General features: G+C 39.9%; 18 protein-coding genes. 7 read left to right on the top strand and 11 right to left on the bottom strand.

The window, feature by feature from the left end:
- Positions 1-9: 9 nt before the first annotated feature.
- From tpiA to HW278_RS01575, 7 genes are all read right to left on the bottom strand, one after another.
- Positions 10-759: a triose-phosphate isomerase gene (gene tpiA, locus HW278_RS01605; protein WP_009420494.1), complete on the bottom strand. Its 750-nt coding sequence runs from the start codon at positions 757-759 to the stop codon at positions 10-12.
- A 250-nt stretch (positions 760-1,009) separates the two neighbouring features.
- A complete protein-coding gene (gene ychF / locus HW278_RS01600) occupies positions 1,010-2,101 on the bottom strand; it encodes a redox-regulated ATPase YchF (RefSeq protein WP_178976728.1) in 1,092 nt (363 codons plus the stop codon).
- A gap of 79 nt (positions 2,102-2,180) precedes the next feature.
- A complete protein-coding gene (locus HW278_RS01595) occupies positions 2,181-3,122 on the bottom strand; it encodes an NAD(P)H-dependent flavin oxidoreductase (protein WP_178976727.1) in 942 nt (313 codons plus the stop codon).
- 3 nt (positions 3,123-3,125) lie between these two features.
- On the bottom strand, positions 3,126-3,545 hold the full coding sequence (locus HW278_RS01590; protein WP_178976726.1) for a VOC family protein: 420 nt from the start codon (positions 3,543-3,545) through the stop codon (positions 3,126-3,128).
- A gap of 1 nt (position 3,546) precedes the next feature.
- Entirely contained in the window at positions 3,547-3,903 is a 357-nt protein-coding gene (locus HW278_RS01585) for an MmcQ/YjbR family DNA-binding protein (RefSeq protein WP_178976725.1), read from the bottom strand.
- A 97-nt stretch (positions 3,904-4,000) separates the two neighbouring features.
- Positions 4,001-5,485, bottom strand: a complete 1,485-nt coding sequence (locus HW278_RS01580) for a cellulose synthase family protein (RefSeq protein WP_009410730.1) — start codon at positions 5,483-5,485, stop codon at positions 4,001-4,003.
- 131 nt (positions 5,486-5,616) lie between these two features.
- Positions 5,617-6,129, bottom strand: coding sequence for an NUDIX hydrolase (locus HW278_RS01575; protein ID WP_178976724.1), 513 nt, complete (start codon positions 6,127-6,129; stop codon positions 5,617-5,619).
- Positions 6,130-6,471: 342 nt separating this feature from the next.
- On the opposite strand from HW278_RS01575, the gene HW278_RS01570 reads away from it, so the two are divergent.
- The 6 genes from HW278_RS01570 to mraY all read left to right on the top strand — a co-directional run bounded on the left by HW278_RS01570 (position 6,472) and on the right by mraY (position 12,751).
- Positions 6,472-7,728 carry a dihydroorotase gene (locus tag HW278_RS01570; protein ID WP_178976723.1) on the top strand — a complete coding sequence of 419 codons (1,257 nt, stop codon included), beginning with the start codon at positions 6,472-6,474 and terminating at the stop codon, positions 7,726-7,728.
- On the top strand, positions 7,718-8,464 hold the full coding sequence (locus HW278_RS01565) for an alpha/beta hydrolase (protein WP_009420501.1): 747 nt from the start codon (positions 7,718-7,720) through the stop codon (positions 8,462-8,464). The genes HW278_RS01570 and HW278_RS01565 overlap by 11 nt, the downstream gene beginning before the upstream one ends.
- Before the next feature lie 3 nt (positions 8,465-8,467).
- Positions 8,468-9,367 carry an ion transporter gene (locus tag HW278_RS01560; protein ID WP_178957530.1) on the top strand — a complete coding sequence of 300 codons (900 nt, stop codon included), beginning with the start codon at positions 8,468-8,470 and terminating at the stop codon, positions 9,365-9,367.
- Positions 9,357-10,298: a tRNA (adenosine(37)-N6)-dimethylallyltransferase MiaA gene (gene miaA / locus HW278_RS01555; protein ID WP_178976722.1), complete on the top strand. Its 942-nt coding sequence runs from the start codon at positions 9,357-9,359 to the stop codon at positions 10,296-10,298. Before HW278_RS01560 ends, miaA begins: the two co-directional genes overlap by 11 nt.
- A gap of 485 nt (positions 10,299-10,783) precedes the next feature.
- On the top strand, positions 10,784-11,482 hold the full coding sequence (locus HW278_RS01550) for a hypothetical protein (protein ID WP_178976721.1): 699 nt from the start codon (positions 10,784-10,786) through the stop codon (positions 11,480-11,482).
- Positions 11,483-11,515: 33 nt separating this feature from the next.
- Positions 11,516-12,751: a phospho-N-acetylmuramoyl-pentapeptide-transferase gene (gene mraY / locus HW278_RS01545; RefSeq protein ID WP_178976720.1), complete on the top strand. Its 1,236-nt coding sequence runs from the start codon at positions 11,516-11,518 to the stop codon at positions 12,749-12,751.
- Between the two features lie 83 nt (positions 12,752-12,834).
- Here the strand turns inward: mraY and HW278_RS01540 are convergent, their stop codons facing one another.
- The 4 genes from HW278_RS01540 to HW278_RS01525 are packed head-to-tail and all read right to left on the bottom strand — an operon-like array spanning position 12,835 to position 16,311.
- The gene (locus HW278_RS01540; protein ID WP_178976719.1) at positions 12,835-14,004 is read right to left on the bottom strand and encodes a MalY/PatB family protein; all 1,170 of its coding nucleotides are present in this window, start codon (positions 14,002-14,004) and stop codon (positions 12,835-12,837) included.
- A gap of 60 nt (positions 14,005-14,064) precedes the next feature.
- On the bottom strand, positions 14,065-15,375 hold the full coding sequence (murA, locus tag HW278_RS01535) for a UDP-N-acetylglucosamine 1-carboxyvinyltransferase (protein ID WP_178976718.1): 1,311 nt from the start codon (positions 15,373-15,375) through the stop codon (positions 14,065-14,067).
- Positions 15,362-16,024: a DUF4290 domain-containing protein gene (locus tag HW278_RS01530; RefSeq protein WP_178976717.1), complete on the bottom strand. Its 663-nt coding sequence runs from the start codon at positions 16,022-16,024 to the stop codon at positions 15,362-15,364. Before HW278_RS01530 ends, murA begins: the two co-directional genes overlap by 14 nt.
- On the bottom strand, positions 16,021-16,311 hold the full coding sequence (locus HW278_RS01525; protein ID WP_178976716.1) for a DUF493 family protein: 291 nt from the start codon (positions 16,309-16,311) through the stop codon (positions 16,021-16,023). The genes HW278_RS01530 and HW278_RS01525 overlap by 4 nt, the downstream gene beginning before the upstream one ends.
- A 658-nt stretch (positions 16,312-16,969) precedes the next feature.
- Here HW278_RS01525 and HW278_RS12315 point away from each other — a divergent pair.
- Complete coding sequence (locus tag HW278_RS12315; RefSeq protein ID WP_255493679.1) at positions 16,970-17,131, top strand: phosphinothricin acetyltransferase; 162 nt, start codon at positions 16,970-16,972, stop codon at positions 17,129-17,131.
- Positions 17,132-17,181: the final 50 nt, after the last annotated feature.

Here is a 17,181-nt window from a genome sequence, read left to right as displayed (position 1 = left end):
TAATAACTTTTAAATGCTTTTGATAATAGTAACAAAATCATCAGCTTTAAGGGCAGCCCCACCTATGAGTCCGCCATCTACATCTTCTTTTGCAAAGATTTCTTTTGCATTATCCGGTTTTACACTACCTCCATACAAGATGGATACTTTATCAGCAACCCCTTTGCCATATTTGTCAGCAATAGTTTTACGAATAAAGTGGTGAATTTCTTGTGCTTGGTCAGGAGTAGCGGTTTCGCCTGTACCAATAGCCCATACAGGTTCGTAAGCCAATACAATATGTTGCCAAGCCTCAGCAGGCAAGTGGAACAAACCATTTTTGATTTGGCTACCTACCACATCAAAGTGCTTATTAGCTTTGCGGTCAGCTAACTCTTCACCAATACAGAACACTACACGCATATTGTGTTTAAGGGCTGTGTTCACTTTTTTAGCTAAACTCTCATCAGTTTCGTTAAAGTAAGCACGGCGCTCAGAGTGTCCTAAAATAGTAGTTTTTACCCCAATACTGCCTAACATTTCAGCCGAAATCTCTCCCGTGTAAGCACCGTTTTCAGCAAAGTGCATATTTTGCGCAATTACTTCGATGTGGCTACCTTTTACTGCTTCTACAGCTGGAATAAGGTTTACAAAGGTAGGGGCAATCATTACCTCAGTATTTGTTTGAGGTACTTTTTTTAATAGGTCGGAAATAAGTGCTAACGACTTGTTAAGGTCGTTGTTCATTTTCCAGTTCCCTGCTACAATTTTTTTTCTCATATAATGAACTTTTTATTTTCTAACATCTCGGCAAAGATATAAATAATTTATCAATTAGCAAAATTACTGATGAACACTACTAACGAATTACCTAATTAGCTAATTTATATTGTTTCTAATAGAATATTGCCATATCTTTGCCTCGTCTTTTAAAAGCGATTGCTTTTCAAGCACAAAGTTGAACCATAAAGATTATTTAATTTAGAATTATTTTTGTCGGTAAGCGATGGGAATCTGCTTACCGGCTTTTTTATACGTTAAAGCGGAAGTGCATAATGTCGCCGTCTTTCACGATATATTCTTTACCTTCCACGCGCATTTTACCAGCTTCTTTTACTTTAGCCTCACTGCCATAAGTAATAAAATCATTATAAGCGATTACCTCAGCACGAATAAATCCTTTCTCAAAATCGGTGTGAATTACCCCTGCGGCTTGAGGAGCAGTGTCTCCTTGATGAATCGTCCACGCACGCACTTCTTTTACCCCTGCGGTGAAATAAGTTTGTAGGTTCAGCAGGTGATAAGTTGCACGAATCAGTTTAGAGGCTCCTGGTTCTTCTAAACCTATATCCTCCAAGAACATTTGGCGTTCTTCGTAACTTTCCAATTCGGTGATGTCAGCTTCAGTGGCTACTGCCAATACAATCACTTCGGCATCTTCACCTTTTACGGCATTTTTCACTTGTTCCACATAAGCGTTCCCATTTTTAGCCGATTTTTCATCTACATTGCACACATATAGCACAGGCTTGGTAGTGAGCAGTTGGAAGCTGTCCAGCAATTCTTTTTCTTCATCGCTTACTTGCACCGCACGAGCCGAAACACCCGTGAGCAATGCCTCCTTTACACGGTTGAGCAAGTCCATTTCTTTTGCCGCTTTCTTATCGCCTGCTTTCGCTGCACGCGTTACTTTCTCCAAGCGTTTTTCAACCGTTTCAAGGTCTTTTAACTGCAATTCTATATCAATAGTTTCTTTATCGCGTATAGGGTCTACACTTCCATCAACGTGAACAATGTTGTCATTCTCAAAACAACGCAATACGTGAATAATCGCATTACACTCACGTATATTTCCCAAAAATTGGTTACCCAAACCTTCGCCTTTACTGGCGCCTTTCACCAGTCCAGCTATGTCTACAATCTCTACTGTTGCAGGCATTACACGCTCAGGTTTTACAAGGCTTTCGAGTTTCTCTAAACGGGGATCAGGTACGTTTACAACACCCAAGTTGGGCTCTATAGTACAAAAAGGGAAGTTAGCACTCTGTGCTTTAGCATTTGATAAACAATTAAATAAAGTAGACTTCCCCACGTTGGGCAGTCCTACAATTCCTGCTTTCATATATATTTATTGTATAATTTTAGGGTGCAAAAGTACGGTAAATAACAATAATGACAAATATTCTAATAATACTATTTTATCAATGAGGTAATTTCTTAATACTTCTCCTGTATTCCATCACCATCTCGTCAATTACTTCTTTTACGCTTTGCACCTGGGTAATGAGACTCGCTACTTGCCCTATTTCTAGCTCGCCTTGTTCTACGTCTCCTTCAAACATTCCTTGTTTGGTACGGCGATTACCTACTAAGGCTTTAAGGTTTTCGACAGTAGCTTGCTGAGTGTTGTAGAGCTCTTTTACTTCCTTATAGAAGCCGTTTTTAAGCAAACGTACAGGAGCTAATTCCTTTAACGTAAGTTCTGTATCACCTTCGCCAGCTGCTACTATTCTTTCTTTAAAATTAGGGTGTACAGAAGCCTCGGTAGTAGCTACAAACCTACTGCCTATTTGTACCCCTTCGGCTCCTAAGGCAAGAGCAGCAAGCATTCCGCTACCTGTAGCAATTCCTCCTGCAGCAATGAGAGGAATATCTAATACTTTGCGCACAGCAGGAATGAGTACCATTGTGCTAGTTTCTTCACGTCCGTTGTGACCACCCGCTTCAAAGCCCTCAGCTACCACAGCATCTACGCCAGCAACTTGGGCTTTAAGGGCAAACTTACTACTACTCACTACGTGAGCTACTTTTATGCCTTCTTTTTGCAATAAAGAGGTATAGGTAGCTGGATTTCCTGCTGAAGTAAATACAATCTTTACCCCTTCGCGCAAAATCACTTCAATAGCTTTGTCCATTTCGGGGTACATAATAGGAATATTCACCCCAAAAGGTTTATCGGTAGCCGCTTTACACTTACGTATGTGTTCTGCAAGGGTTTCGGGGTGCATAGAGCCTGCGCCCAATAGTCCTAAACCGCCTGCATTGCTCACTGCTGAAGCTAATCGCCAACCACTTGCCCATATCATTCCTCCCTGAATAATAGGATATTGAATATTAAAAAGTTCTGTAATACGTGTTTTCATTGTCTACAATTTAAGATTGTTATTCTCATCGAACTCCCAAAAAGGATTATAAGCGACTTCAAACACATAACCGTCTAAATCTTTAAAGTAACCGCTATAGCCACCCCAAAATACTTTTTGAGCAGGTTTTATTATAGTTGCTCCTAATTCTTTAACTTTGGCTAATACAGCGTCTACTTCCGCTTCTGAGGTAGCATTGTAGCTGATAGTCATTCCTGCAAACGAACTTGGCTCATAAGGCAAAGTAGTATCTTCTGAAAGTTCTTCTAAGGGGTAAAGCCCCAATACGATGCCTCCCAAAGGAAAAAGAGCATAGTCGTCCATACTTTTATTTGACTTTTGCCAACCTAAGCCTTCGTAGAAACTAAGGGCTTTTTGAAAATCGCGAACGCCCAAAGTAATCAAAGTAAATTTTTGTCTCATACTATTGATTTGTTAAAAGTTCTTTTTCTTTTTTAGATACTTTGGCGAGTACTTCTTCGTAAGAATGTTGTACCATTTCTTCAATAAGAGAGGGAGGAAGGCTCTCTACCAAAACTGTATTCCAAAGTTTTTTGTTTAAGTGATAGCCTGCTATAATCTTTTCAGGGTATTGCTCACGAAGCTCCAAAGCGCGCTCAGGGTTGCATTTGAGACTTGCCCTCAAAGGGACGCTTTCTAAATTCGTAAGCACAAATATCCTTCCACAAATGCGAAAAGCCAATATGTCCTCGCCGAAAGGCATATCTTCAGTAGTATGTGGTAAGGACAAACAAAGGTCTCTGAAAGTTTCTAAGTTCATTGTTTTAGGTAAGAGATAAGATAAAAGGGTTGCCTATTATTCAAGACAACCCTTTATTTTATACATTCATTTGTTAATTTACAAATATACTAATCAATTAAGCTTTTGAGGTAAGTGATTTGAAGAATACAAAACCAAAACCTAGGGTAAGCATACAGTGGAATGGGAACATACCAAAGTCGTTAAGACGAACGGCACTGTATAATCCAAAGAGGAAATACAACATTAGTAAGAATTCTACTATCATATTAGGCGATAGTTTGGTATTGATGTATTTGTTGTTTTTCCAGCTATCGGAGAGTGCATTGATATTGAATTTAGGGGTACGCACAAACTCACTGCGTTTACCTGTGTGTCCTTCGAGTACTGCAACAGTGTTATGGAAAGAGAAACCTAAGGCTACTGAGAAGAACGTTACAAACAGTTTGATGTAGTTTAAAAAGTCGTCGAAGGTCTTTCCTTGCAGGTTCTTATAAGTAAACCAATAGCAAATAAACAAGATAACAGTACTAATGATAAAGAAACTAGTAATGTGGAATATCCACGCTAAATGTCCGTATTGATTTTTGATGTACAACATAGGGATACTAAGGACTGATACCACAAATACCCATAAGAACATAGAGCTATTGAGGAGGTGCATTACCCCGTGAAATTTGGTTTTCCAACCTATGTTTTTAGCTGCTAATACACGGCTTACTGTTTTACGGAAGTTCTCAGCTCCTCCTTTGTTCCAGCGGAACTGTTGAGAGCGTGCTGCTGAAATAACTACTGGAAGCTCGGCAGGCGTTTCTACATCTTCCAAATATTTGAATTTCCAATTTTTTAATTGAGCGCGATAACTAAGGTCGAGGTCTTCGGTAAGGGTGTCGCCTTCCCAGTTACCTGCATCGTAAATGCACGCTTTACGCCAAATACCTGCTGTACCGTTGAAGTTGATAAAATATCCTTTAGAATTACGCCCTACTTGTTCAAGAGTGAAATGGACATCAAGAGCGAGAGCTTGTATTTTAGTAAGGATAGAATAATTGCGGTTGATGTGCCCCCAGCGAGTTTGTACTACGCCTATTTCAGGGTCTTTGAAGTATACTACTGTACGTTTAAGCCAATCGGGTTGAGGCATAAAGTCGGCATCGAAGATGGCAACAAAATCACCTTTGGCAATAGCTAACCCTTCTTTAAGAGCACCAGCCTTAAAGCCTTCGCGATTGGTGCGACGAATGTGCTTAATATCTAAGCCTGTAGCTTGTAGTTCTTTTATGATTTCAGCGGTTTCGGCTACTGATTCGTCGGTAGAGTCATCGAGCACTTGAATTTCGAGTTTGGTACGAGGGTACTCCAATTTTGCGATATTTTCGAGCAAACGACGTACTACATACTTCTCGTTGTAAAGTGGTAGCTGGATGGTTACGTACGGAATCTCCTTAGGGTCAAGCAAGTTAAACTTAGGAGCCTCGTCGTTTTGTTTGCGATGTTTGAGATAGTTCAGTAGCAAACTAAGCATTGAAAGGCTATATAAGAAAATGCCTACTAATGCTGTACAATAGATAATAATAATCGCGTAATTGATAATTGTTGCCATAAATTATTGTTTTATGTTCTTTCTTTTAGATTTTGCAAATGTACGTGTTTTTTTGAAAACACCAAGCAAAAAAGAAATTATTTTTTAAGAAATCTCTCTTTTTTCTAAACTAATAAACTGTATATCAATAATTAGCTTTGAAGTTGTTTTATGACTGTACGTACTGATATAAAACCAATTTCTTCTTCTCGAATATCTTTAAGAGCTATCCACCGGAGTTCTTTTATTTCATCGGGGGCTACAATATGTACCTCTTCGGCTTTGAGCTCGCATTCAAAAAAGATATCCATAGTGCGGTAGGGTACATTTTTGTACAGATAATTATTGGGGTAGGTGGTGATGAAGCGCAGTTGCTCAGGTTTGATGATGAGTCCCATTTCTTCCTTTACTTCGCGACAAGCTGCTTCTTGAGCCGTTTCGTTGGGGTCGATAAAACCGCCTGGGAGGTCGAGTTTTCCTTTGTCGGGGTTCATATTACGGACTGTAAATAGTATTTTATCTTTATGCTTGAACACTACTGCTACTGCGGCGGCAATATTGTGGAAATAGGTAAAACCGCAATCGTGGCAGAAAAAGCGCACATTATTGGGAAATTCGATGTTTGTAGAAGTACAATTCGGGCAATGTTTAAATATGCTTTCCATAGTTTTTGGGTGTTTTCTAAAATTAGGTGAATGTTGAGATAACAGATTTTTAAGGTTAGAAAAATATTCTGTATACCTATCTTGGACAAACCTTATACGAATCTTGGACGAATCTTGGACGATAGCTATATCTGTGGTATCACTGTGTAAAGGGTGTTTTGTAGAAAAATTTTCTACATCTTATAGGGCTTCACTTATAAAAATAACTTTTTGTACTTGTTGTCTTTTTTTATTAGGCGACAAATGTACTAAATTTTGTTATCTGAAAAAAATAATTTGTAAAAATAGTTTTTAATTGTTTTTTTAGTTGTACCTTTGCAGAGAAATTAAAAGCGTAATTCTATGGATATATTACTCAAGTCGGCAAAGATTATTGATGAAGAGAGTGCCTATCACTGTGCTGTAAAAGATATTTTAATTTCAGATGGGGTTATTAAGCAGATATCCAATCATATTGCTGCCGAAGGGGTAGATAAGGTACTGGAAAACACTTATATATCACAAGGTTGGACGGATAGCAGTGTTTGCTTTGGCGAACCAGGCTTTGAAGAGCGGGAGACCTTAGAGAATGGAATGCTTACGGCACAGAGAAGTGGTTTTACACACGTGCTCGTCAATCCGCTTACTCACCCGGTAGCCGACAACAAGCAAGCTGTAATGTATATCAAAGAAAAAACGAAGCATTTTGCTACTACCGCTCACCCTATTGGGGCACTAACGGTAGAGAGCAAGGGGGAATTTCTTGCCGAGCTTTACGATATGCAAAATGGAGGGGCTGTGGCTTTTGGTGATTATAAGAAGCCTATACACAACAGCAACCTGCTGAAAATAGCCTTGCAGTATACACAGCCTTTCGGTGGTATTGTTATTTCTTTTCCTAACGATGCTAAAATTATGGGTAAAGGTGTGGTGAATGAGCACATAGAAAGCACACGATTAGGACTAAAAGGTATTCCTGCTTTGGCTGAAGAACTGTGTGTAGCGCGTGATTTGGCTATATTAGAATACGCAGGGGGGAAGTTACATATTCCTACTATATCCACAGCAAAATCGGTAGCGCTTATTGAGGAGGCAAAAAACAAAGGATTGGACGTGACTTGTAGCGTAGCTATCCATAATATTCAGTTTACTGACGAGGTTTTAGAAGGGTTTGATACCAATTACAAGGTGTTGCCCCCTTTGCGCGATACTGAAAATGTAAAGGAACTAAGAGACGCCTTACAAAGAGGAGTGATAGACTTTGTTACCTCTGACCATAATCCGTTGGACATAGAACTCAAATTTAAAGAGTTTGACCTTGCCTCGTTTGGAACTATTGGGTTAGAAAATGTGTGGGGTGTGCTGAGTCAGTATACAACTGTTGAAAGAGCGGTAACACTGCTTACCTCGGCGCGCAAACGTTTCGGGATACCTACTACGCCCATAGCTGAAAATACAGAAGCTGACGTTACTATCTTTACTCCCGAAGGAGAGACTGTTTTTACAAAAGAGATGATATTATCGGCTTCAAAGAATAGTGCTTTTATAGGTGCGACGATGAAAGGGAAAGTATTGGGGATTATTGCCCACAGACAAGAAATATTGAACGATGGAGTTTAAGAAATGTCTTACCTTTGTTATAGGGAGCTTGATTTTATTATTTACAAACTGTTACTTTAAAACAAAGAAAAAAACAATGGAAACACATAAAAAACTACCTTTAGAATACGTAATTCGCGAACCACAGGTAAGGACTAAACGTTCACCTGTAATATTTATGTTGCACGGTTATGGGAGCAATGAGGAAGACCTTTTCTCCTTTGCCGATGAATTACCCAAAGAATACACGATTATATCATTGCGTGCGCCTTATAATTTAACCTCATTTGGTTATGCGTGGTATATGATTAACTTTGATGAAGACCAAGCCTATTGGAGCGATAATGAGCAGGCTATTGAATCGCGTGAATTAATAATGAGATGTATTGATGAGGCTTGTAAGGTATATGATTTGGATACTAGAAATATAAACCTCTTAGGATTCAGTCAGGGGAGTATATTGAGTATGGCTATTGCGATATCTTATCCTAAGAAAATACGCAGAGTAATAGCACTGAGTGGTTACTTAAATGAGGATATCTTGAAAGACGGATATAAGAAAGAGAACCATTCGGCTACGCACTTTTACGTATCGCACGGCACCAGTGACCAAGTAATACCTGTGGAATGGGACAGGAAAACTCCTGAGTTTTTAAAATCGATAGGGGCTAAATGCACTTATGAAGAGTTTCCGATAGGGCACGGTGTATCACCACAAAACTTTTATTCATTCCGTGAATGGCTTAGTAAATATTGATTTATGGACAAAGCAACACTTAAATCAGAATATAATATATTCAAGCAAAAGGCTTATATTATTATCTATGGGACGAATACACGCTTAGGTAAACTATTTGACCTTGTGCTGTTGTCGCTCATTACTATCAGTGTGATAATGGTAATGCTTGAAACCGTAAAGGGTGTTGACTACCATTTGCACGGTTTGTTAGTGTTTATGGAGTGGGTGATAACCGTTTTCTTCTCGCTTGAATATATCTTGCGCATTATTACCAATAAAAAGCCTTATAAATATATTTTTAGTATGTATGGCATTATAGACCTCATTGCTATTTTGCCGATGTACATATCTTTCTTCGCTCCTGGTGCAAAGGCAATATCAGTAGTGAGGGCTTTGCGCTTATTGCGTATTTTCCGTATCTTGGATTTAGCGAGTTTTATGAAGCAAGGGGAGGAGCTGAAAATGGCTTTGCGCACTAGCCGAGACAAAATTCTTATCTTCATTTATTTCATATCGGTGATTTGTATACTCTTAGGGTCAGTAATGTATGTAGTGGAAGGACACCAGAACGGGTTTAGCAGTATCCCACGCGGTGTTTACTGGTGTATTGTAACAATGACTACCGTAGGCTTTGGAGATATAGCTCCGCAAACTACATTGGGACAGCTGATAGCTTCGTTTGTAATGATATTGGGTTATGGCGTTATTGCGGTACCTACGGGTATTGTTACTGCTGAATATACCCATATGAAAAAGAAACATTCTATTGAGGGGAGCAAAAAGCAACACGAAGAGAATGAGGTTGCTGGAAAATTGGTTTGCAAACGATGTTCTTTTGACAAACATTTGCAGGGGGCTAAATATTGTAGCCAATGTGGTAGTGAGTTAATACTCCAAAAGAGCAATCACGATGAAGCATAAAAAAATACTTTTGAGTGTGGTAGGACCTACTGCTATTGGAAAAACGCGAATGGCTATAGCCTTAGCACAACACTTCGGTACTGAAATCATCTCTTGCGACTCACGTCAGTTTTTTAAGGAGCTTTCTATAGGCACAGCAGTTCCTTCGCCCTATGAATTAGCTCAGGCAAAGCACCATTTCATTCAGCATAAATCTATTTTTGAGCCTTATTCGGTAGGTGATTTTGAGCGCGATGCTATTAGCTTGCTCAACACACTTTTTAGAACTCACGGTGTGGTAGTAATGGTAGGAGGAAGTGGACTTTATGCCAATGCAGTGCTCAGTGGGTTAGATGATTTTCCTGAAACCGATGAACAGATAAGAAAAGAGCTGAATGCGCAGTATAAAGCAGAAGGCATTGTTTTTTTGCAACAAAAGCTAAAAACTTTAGACCCTGTGCAATACGAGAAAATAGATACAAATAATCCGCAACGAATGATACGTGCCTTAGAAGTGTGTATGGTAACAGGGAAGCCTTATTCGTCTTTTTTAAACAAAAAAGAAACGGTGAGAGACTTTGAGAGCATACAAGTAGGACTTACGGCAGAACGAGAGGTGCTTTACAATCGCATTGATGAGCGAGTAGAGCAAATGCTTGAAGATGGGTTGCTTATAGAAGCACAAGATATGTATCCGCACAAGGAACTCAATGCCTTGCAGACAGTAGGCTACAAGGAGTTATTTGCTTTTTTTGAAGGGAAGACCTCGTTTGGCTTTGCGATAGAGGAAATTAAGAAGAACACTCGTCGATTTGCTAAGCGACAATTTACGTGGTTTCACAAAGATAGTTCTATACATTGGTTTGATTATAGGACAACGGTGGAGGAAGTTCTTCAGAAAACCACAATGCCAATAATACCAGAAATGCCAATTATTGAAGGTAAAAGATAAAAGGTAAAGTGCGAGGTCGTAGCACGATAGGCAGGTGATGAAAAGACTAGTGAGAAGCCCCCGAACCCCCGAAGGGGGACAAGCCTTAAAGAGAAATTGATAAAGGCTATCGGTCTGAAAGACAAAACTTATTCGAAAATAGAGCGAAACCGAATCAAGCCTAAGAGAAACAAAAGACGAAGCGAGCCACATAGGCAGGTGTAATTAGCAAATTAGCAAAATTGAGAATTAGCAAATGGAGGCGGGAGAATGAAATAATGTAGATATGGAGAGCTTATAGGAAAGACGAACAAAAGACGAAGAAAGGACGAACAAAAGACGAACAAAAGACGAACAAAGAACGAAGGGAAGGCGGAGTTAAAACAAACCTAAGAAGGAGGATAGAGGAAGATATTTTGAAGTAAAAAAGGTGTGTTTGATTTGAGGAATGATAGAAGTATTGTAAAAAATATTATCTTTGCCCCGAAATTTGTAATTGATAACTAATGAAAAAATTGATTTTATTAGCTTTTGCACTACTGGCATTGCAATCTTGTAGTGTAACAAATACCTTTACATTTCATAAAGATGCTACCATTTCTACCGATATGGCAGTAGATATGAGTGAAATGCTTGCTATGCAAGCGAAGGCAAAACAAGGAGAAAACAGTTTGAAAAACGTGAATATGCCCGAATTTCCAAAAGAATGGCAATCGGTTTACGACTTTCAAAAAACAGTAGAAAAGGATAGCATTCCTGCTGATAAAGCCGAATTGCTGAAACGCGCAGCTATTAAAGGACTTTTTAAAGACAATAAGGAAGTAGGTTTTCAGGTTAGGTTCGACCATTTTGCGCCTGAAGAATACGCTTCAATCACCGCCGCTATTGATAGAGGGACACGCAATAACAACCCTTTGAGTATTTCGGCTTTTAAATGGGACGGCAAGGAGTTGCGCCTCAATATTGCTGCTTTGGAACAAAATACAGATGATGAAGAGCAAGCAGAGCGCGTAGCACAGATGAAGAAGATGTTTAATATTGATATCAATAATACGCTTGTATTCGAGGGCAAAATAAAGAAGATAAAAGGCAAACACCCTTATATTGAGAAAATAGATGCTCACACCGTGAAAATTGATTTAAAAGCCACTGATGGCAAAAAGAAAAAGAGACGCGATAAAGAGATTGTAATCGTTATTAAATAGTTTTTATCTCTTACCACTTAACTATTACTTAAAATGTTATATTATTTATTAGAAAACCTTGAAAAATATTACGACTTTCCAGGGTCGGGGCTTTATAAATACTTATCGTTTCGCGCAGGTTTGGCTTTAATGCTTTCCTTGCTTATTTCTACCATCTATGGGAAGCGTATTATTCGCCTCCTACAACGCAAACAGATAGGCGAGACGGTGCGAGACTTAGGGCTTACGGGGCAGAATGAGAAAGCAGGCACTCCTACTATGGGGGGGATTATCATTATTCTTGCCACGCTTATTCCTGTACTGCTGTTGGCTAAGTTAGATAACGTATATACCCTATTGCTACTCATCACTACTGTGTGGATGGGAGCTATTGGCTTTGTCGATGATTATATCAAGACTTTCCGCAAGAATAAAGACGGACTGAAAGGACGTTTCAAAATATTAGGACAAATAGGCTTAGGAATTATCGTAGGGGCGACGCTCTATTTTAATGATAATGTAACTATTAAGAGTGAGAAAACAGGTATTGGGCGAACACGTACTGAAGTAGTAGCAGAAACAGCCACAGAGAATTTTGTTCCAGAAGTGAAATCGACGAAAACTACTATTCCGTTTGTGAAGAATAACGAGTTTGACTATGCTGACCTGATTGCGTGGGCAGGAGATAATTATCATCATTATGTGTGGCTGGTGTTTATTCCCATTGTGATTCTTATTGTTACAGCGGTTTCTAACGGTGCGAACCTTACTGATGGTATAGACGGATTGGCAGCGGGAAGCTCGGCTATTATAGTCCTGACATTAGGGTTATTTGCGTGGATTTCGGGTAACATTATTTTCTCGGAATACTTAAACATTATGTATATCCCAAGAGTAGGGGAGATGACAGTATTCATAGCCGCTTTTGCAGGAGCTTTGGTGGGCTTTTTGTGGTATAATACCTATCCTGCCCAAGTGTTTATGGGCGATACAGGGAGTTTGACCATAGGCGGGATTATAGCTGTGATAGCCATAGCAGTACGCAAAGAACTCTTGTTGCCTGTGCTCTGTGGTATCTTCCTCATTGAAAACTTATCGGTGATATTGCAAGTGGTTTACTTTAAATATACGAAGAAAAAGTATGGTGAAGGTAGACGTATCTTCTTGATGTCGCCTTTACACCACCATTACCAAAAGAAGGGGTATCACGAGAGTAAAATAGTGATGCGCTTTCTTATTGTAGGGATTTTCTTAGCGGTGATTAGCATTGTAACGCTGAAATTGAGATAAGAGCTCAATTAAAAGCTTGGATGTATTAGAGAATAAAAAAATGAAAAGCGCCTAAATAATCTGATTATTTAGGCGCTTGACTTTTATATTGATGTTATTGCGTCTTTGAGTTGAGCTAAGGCTTGCCTTACCACACTACGCGGACAAGCTAAATTGATGCGCATATAGCCATTGCCTTCTTCACCATAAATACTACCGTCATTTAAGGCTAAGTGCGCCCTATTGGTACATAGAGCGACTATATCTTTTTGGTTGAGCTGTAACGCACTGAAATCAATAAACACTAAATAAGAGGCTTGAGGTATGATGACTTTTAGTTGAGGTATGTTTTCCTTGATATAACTTACCACTTCATCAATATTACCTTGAACGTAGGTGAGCATTTGTTGTAACCATTCTTCGCCTTTGTTATAGGCTGCTACAACGGTATTAAAAGCAAAGACATTGCCGGCAGCCAATTCGTTCCCTTCTACATAGCTTTCGAAGCGACGACGCAGGGTAGGATTAGCAATTACCGCATAAGAGGTAGCTAAGCCTGCCATATTAAAAGCCTTACTGGGAGATGCAAATACAACGGAGTTCTGTTTAGCTTCTTCGCTTACTGAGGCAAACGGAATGTGCTCGTAGGGAAGTAAGGTAAGGTCGGCGTGGATTTCGTCAGCTACTATTATTACGTTGTTCTGAGCACAGATAGTTGCTACTTTTTCGAGTTCTTCGCGCGTCCATACACGTCCGCCAGGGTTATGAGGGTGACAGAAGAGAAAGAGCTTACAGCCTTTTATCTTTTTTTCGAAGAGTTTAAAATTGATGTGATATTGCCCATCTTTCAGCTCTAATGGACAGTTTACTAATTCGCGATGGTTATTGCGGATTACCTGAGCGAAAGGATTATATACAGGTTGCTGAATCATCACCTTTTCACCACGCTGAGTAAATGCCTGTACTGCCATTGCCAAAGCTGGTACTACCCCAGGTACGAATGAAATCATTTCTTTGGTAATCGTCCACTTATGACGGCGCTTTTGCCAACTGATAATGGCTTCATACCAACTTTCGGGTTTCGCTGTGTAGCCAAACACTTCACATTCCATACGTTTTTTCATCACTTCCACTATGAAAGGAGGTGTTTTAAAATCCATATCGGCTACCCACATAGGAAGCAAATCGGTGCGTCCCCAGCGGGGGGCTAATGCTTCTAACTTGAGAGCATCGGTGTGTTTTCTGCAAACTACTTCGTCAAAATTATAATTCACTTTTTAATGATTAATGTTTAATGGTTAATGATTAATATGTTACGTGTTATCGGATATCTATTAGGAAACTCTTACTATTTGGGCACCGAGGGCTTTGAGTCGTCCGTCGATGTTTTCGTAACCACGGTCTATTTGTTCTATATTGTAAATGGTAGAGGTGCCTTTGGCTGAAAGAGCTGCAATAAGCAAGGCTATACCGGCACGAATATCAGGTGAGGTCATTAGGGTTGCGCGCAAAGGTGAACGGAAATCATTACCGATAACGGTAGCGCGGTGAGGGTCGCATAGTATAATTTTAGCGCCCATATCTATCAGTTTATCGATAAAGAATAGCCTACTCTCAAACATCTTTTGGTGAATAAGCACTTCCCCACGAGCTTGGGTAGCGACTACCAGCACGATACTGAGTAGGTCGGGGGTAAAACCAGGCCAAGGGGCATCGGCTACGGTTAGGATAGAGCCATCGATATAATTTTGGATTTCATAGCCGTTAGTATGAGCGGAGATATGAATATCGTCGTTTTTCTTTTCGAAGGTAATACCTAATTTCTGGAAGATAGTAGGCATAATACCCAAATGCTCCCAGCCTACATTCTTAATGGTAATTTCACTGCGAGTCATAGCAGCTAAGCCTATCCAACTACCTATTTCAATCATATCGGGGAGGATAGTGTGTGTACAACCCTCTAAGCGTTCTACCCCGTTGATAGTAACGAGGTTGGAACCGATACCTTGTATATCAGCTCCCATAGCGTTGAGCATATGGCAGAGTTGTTGTACATAGGGCTCGCAAGCTGCGTTATAAATAGTTGTAGTGCCTTCGGCTAATACGGCAGCCATAATGATATTGGCAGTACCTGTAATAGAGGCTTCTTCTAAAAGCATATAGCTTCCTTTTAGTTTCTCGGCTACTACACTATAAGTAAAGTTATTCTCATCATATTCGAAGTGGGCACCTAATTTGATGAACCCTTCGAAGTGGGTGTCGAGGCGACGGCGACCTATTTTATCACCTCCCGGTTTAGGAATATAGCCTACTCCAAAACGCGTGAGCAGAGGGCCTACTATCATAATAGAACCTCGCAGGGCTTGCCCTTCGGTATGAAAAGCCTCAGACTTTAAATAGTCTATATTGATATCGTCGGCTTGAAAGCTATAAGTACCTTTCCCGAGCTTTTGGATTTTGACTCCTAAATTCTCGAGCAAAGAAATTAGTTTATTCACATCTTGAATATCGGGAATGTTGTGAATGGTAACTTTTTGGTCGGTGAGTAAAACTGCACAAAGTACTTGTAGAGCTTCGTTTTTAGCTCCTTGTGGTGTAATACTTCCTTTGAGGGTATGTCCACCTTCTATTTTAAAAACGCCCATTGTTATTTTTTTTATTGGTTGAGAATATTCTTTTAGCTTGCTGAGGTTGCGGTTGAGGAGAGCGTTTAGTTAGATTTTGCTTCGTGCGGATAAGGTCACGACTATTAGTAAGGTCTTCGTTAGCCTTTCTCAAATCAATTTGCCCGTTACTCAGTTCGTATAGATGTTCAAAAACTACGCTATCGTCTACGCTTTCCTTATTCCAAGTGAGGAAGCATTTCTTCATATGGTTAGCGATAGAATACTCTAAAGCTTCACGTAGGTCGCCTTTTTCCCAATTTACGCAAGTGTTTATCATACGAATAATTACGTTGCCGTAGAAGCGGTAGCGGGGATGTGCTTGAGGGTATCTAAGTCTTTCGGGGTGTTTATGAAGTGTGGAAGGCGTGGGTTTTTCATAAGGGGAATCGACGTCTAACTGAAAATTGGACATTATAAAGAGCTGGTCCCAAAGTTTATGTTGGAAATCAGGGACGTCGCGCAAGTGAGGGAATAAGTTTCCCATTACGGCGACGATACTTCGAGCCGTTTTATTACGTGTATCGCGGTCTTTAAGGAGTACCGCTTTTTCTATCATTTTTTGAATGTGTCGCCCGTATTCAGGGATGATTAAGTGAGGGCGTTCGGTGTTATATTCTAAGGTCGTCATAATGATAATATTCCTTTTACTTTACCTGCTTCTTTGTAATAGGCAATTACCTCATCGGGGTTTTTAACGGTAAGGCTTACCGAAACACCTGTGTACTTATCGTTAGACGATGGGCGTGTGGTGATTTCGGCATCGGTATTTTTGAATACCTCTTTGAGCTGATTGAGTTTGGCTTCATCAGTAGGTATTACGAATTTATAGAGATAACGAGTGGGGAAGAGCGAAGTCTCGATGAGTTCATTCTTTAAGCGCTCGTAAAATTCGGTTAATTCTTGTTCTGTTTTCATTGTAATATTTGCTTAATTATATGAAATGTAATATTGAGTGCAAAGGTACGAAAATAGTTGGAAAGAAAAAAGGAAAAGGTAAAAAAGTGTATTTAATGCCAATAATACTAATAATGCCAGAAATACCGATAATTAACTTTGCCAGTGGAAAATGAGGAAATGAGAAAATTAGAAAATGAGGAAATGAGGGAATGAGGAAATGAGGGAATGAGGAAATGAGGGAATGAGGAAATGAGGGAATGAGGAAATGAGGAAATTAGGAAATGGGTAGTGATAAAAATGGTTTTTTGACAGGTGAGACTTGTCAGACAAATCGGATAGGTTAGAGAGGGCGAAAGAAAACGGAGAAGTTCGGAAGAGGAGAGGGTGAGTTTTTGGAGAAAAAAGGCTATGAGGAGGGTGGGGTTAGCTTATAGAGAGCTTATAGGAAGCTTATACGAATCTTGGACGATTGGTATAGAAGGGGTGTATAAATAGTTGATTCATAATATCATACAACAGCACTAAAAATGTTAAAAACGGGGTTTCGAGGCGAAAGAAAGAGGAAGAGGTACTAGGCCTTAGGCCATAGGCACTAGGGGGAAGTATGACGGAAAATCAAAAGAAACCTCCCCCTTTACACATACCCAGCTATTGCTGGCTACCTCAGAGAGGGGGAATGTGGCGAGTCGTTTATTCGGTAAGCCCCCGAACCCCCGAAGGGGGACAAGCTGGAAAAGGAGGCAAACCTCTCTCCTTACACATACTCTGCTCTCGCGGTGCACAGGCCCAGCTATTGCTGGCTACCTCAGAGAGAGGGAATGTGACGAGGGAAAAGTAAAGGTAAAATGGAGGTAAAATAAAAGAGGAAGGGATACAAGCTATTTGATT

Origin of the sequence: Capnocytophaga sp. oral taxon 902, assembly GCF_013394735.1 — a bacterium.
Classification (GTDB): Bacteria; Bacteroidota; Bacteroidia; order Flavobacteriales; family Flavobacteriaceae; genus Capnocytophaga; species Capnocytophaga ochracea.
This window is presented reverse-complemented; position numbering and strand designations above follow the sequence as displayed.

What these genes read in the sequence shown, in the direction of transcription:
- tpiA (WP_009420494.1), bottom strand. Translation starts at nt 759, where the DNA reads ATGAGAAAAAAAATTGTAGCAGGGAACTGGAAAATGAACAACGACCTT.
- ychF (WP_178976728.1), bottom strand. Translation starts at nt 2,101, where the DNA reads ATGAAAGCAGGAATTGTAGGACTGCCCAACGTGGGGAAGTCTACTTTA.
- HW278_RS01595 (WP_178976727.1), bottom strand. Translation starts at nt 3,122, where the DNA reads ATGAAAACACGTATTACAGAACTTTTTAATATTCAATATCCTATTATT.
- HW278_RS01590 (WP_178976726.1), bottom strand. Translation starts at nt 3,545, where the DNA reads ATGAGACAAAAATTTACTTTGATTACTTTGGGCGTTCGCGATTTTCAA.
- HW278_RS01585 (WP_178976725.1), bottom strand. Translation starts at nt 3,903, where the DNA reads ATGAACTTAGAAACTTTCAGAGACCTTTGTTTGTCCTTACCACATACT.
- HW278_RS01580 (WP_009410730.1), bottom strand. Translation starts at nt 5,485, where the DNA reads ATGGCAACAATTATCAATTACGCGATTATTATTATCTATTGTACAGCA.
- HW278_RS01575 (WP_178976724.1), bottom strand. Translation starts at nt 6,129, where the DNA reads ATGGAAAGCATATTTAAACATTGCCCGAATTGTACTTCTACAAACATC.
- HW278_RS01570 (WP_178976723.1), top strand. Translation starts at nt 6,472, where the DNA reads ATGGATATATTACTCAAGTCGGCAAAGATTATTGATGAAGAGAGTGCC.
- HW278_RS01565 (WP_009420501.1), top strand. Translation starts at nt 7,718, where the DNA reads ATGGAGTTTAAGAAATGTCTTACCTTTGTTATAGGGAGCTTGATTTTA.
- HW278_RS01560 (WP_178957530.1), top strand. Translation starts at nt 8,468, where the DNA reads ATGGACAAAGCAACACTTAAATCAGAATATAATATATTCAAGCAAAAG.
- miaA (WP_178976722.1), top strand. Translation starts at nt 9,357, where the DNA reads ATGAAGCATAAAAAAATACTTTTGAGTGTGGTAGGACCTACTGCTATT.
- HW278_RS01550 (WP_178976721.1), top strand. Translation starts at nt 10,784, where the DNA reads ATGAAAAAATTGATTTTATTAGCTTTTGCACTACTGGCATTGCAATCT.
- mraY (WP_178976720.1), top strand. Translation starts at nt 11,516, where the DNA reads ATGTTATATTATTTATTAGAAAACCTTGAAAAATATTACGACTTTCCA.
- murA (WP_178976718.1), bottom strand. Translation starts at nt 15,375, where the DNA reads ATGGGCGTTTTTAAAATAGAAGGTGGACATACCCTCAAAGGAAGTATT.
- HW278_RS01530 (WP_178976717.1), bottom strand. Translation starts at nt 16,024, where the DNA reads ATGACGACCTTAGAATATAACACCGAACGCCCTCACTTAATCATCCCT.
- HW278_RS01525 (WP_178976716.1), bottom strand. Translation starts at nt 16,311, where the DNA reads ATGAAAACAGAACAAGAATTAACCGAATTTTACGAGCGCTTAAAGAAT.
- HW278_RS12315 (WP_255493679.1), top strand. Translation starts at nt 16,970, where the DNA reads ATGTGGCGAGTCGTTTATTCGGTAAGCCCCCGAACCCCCGAAGGGGGA.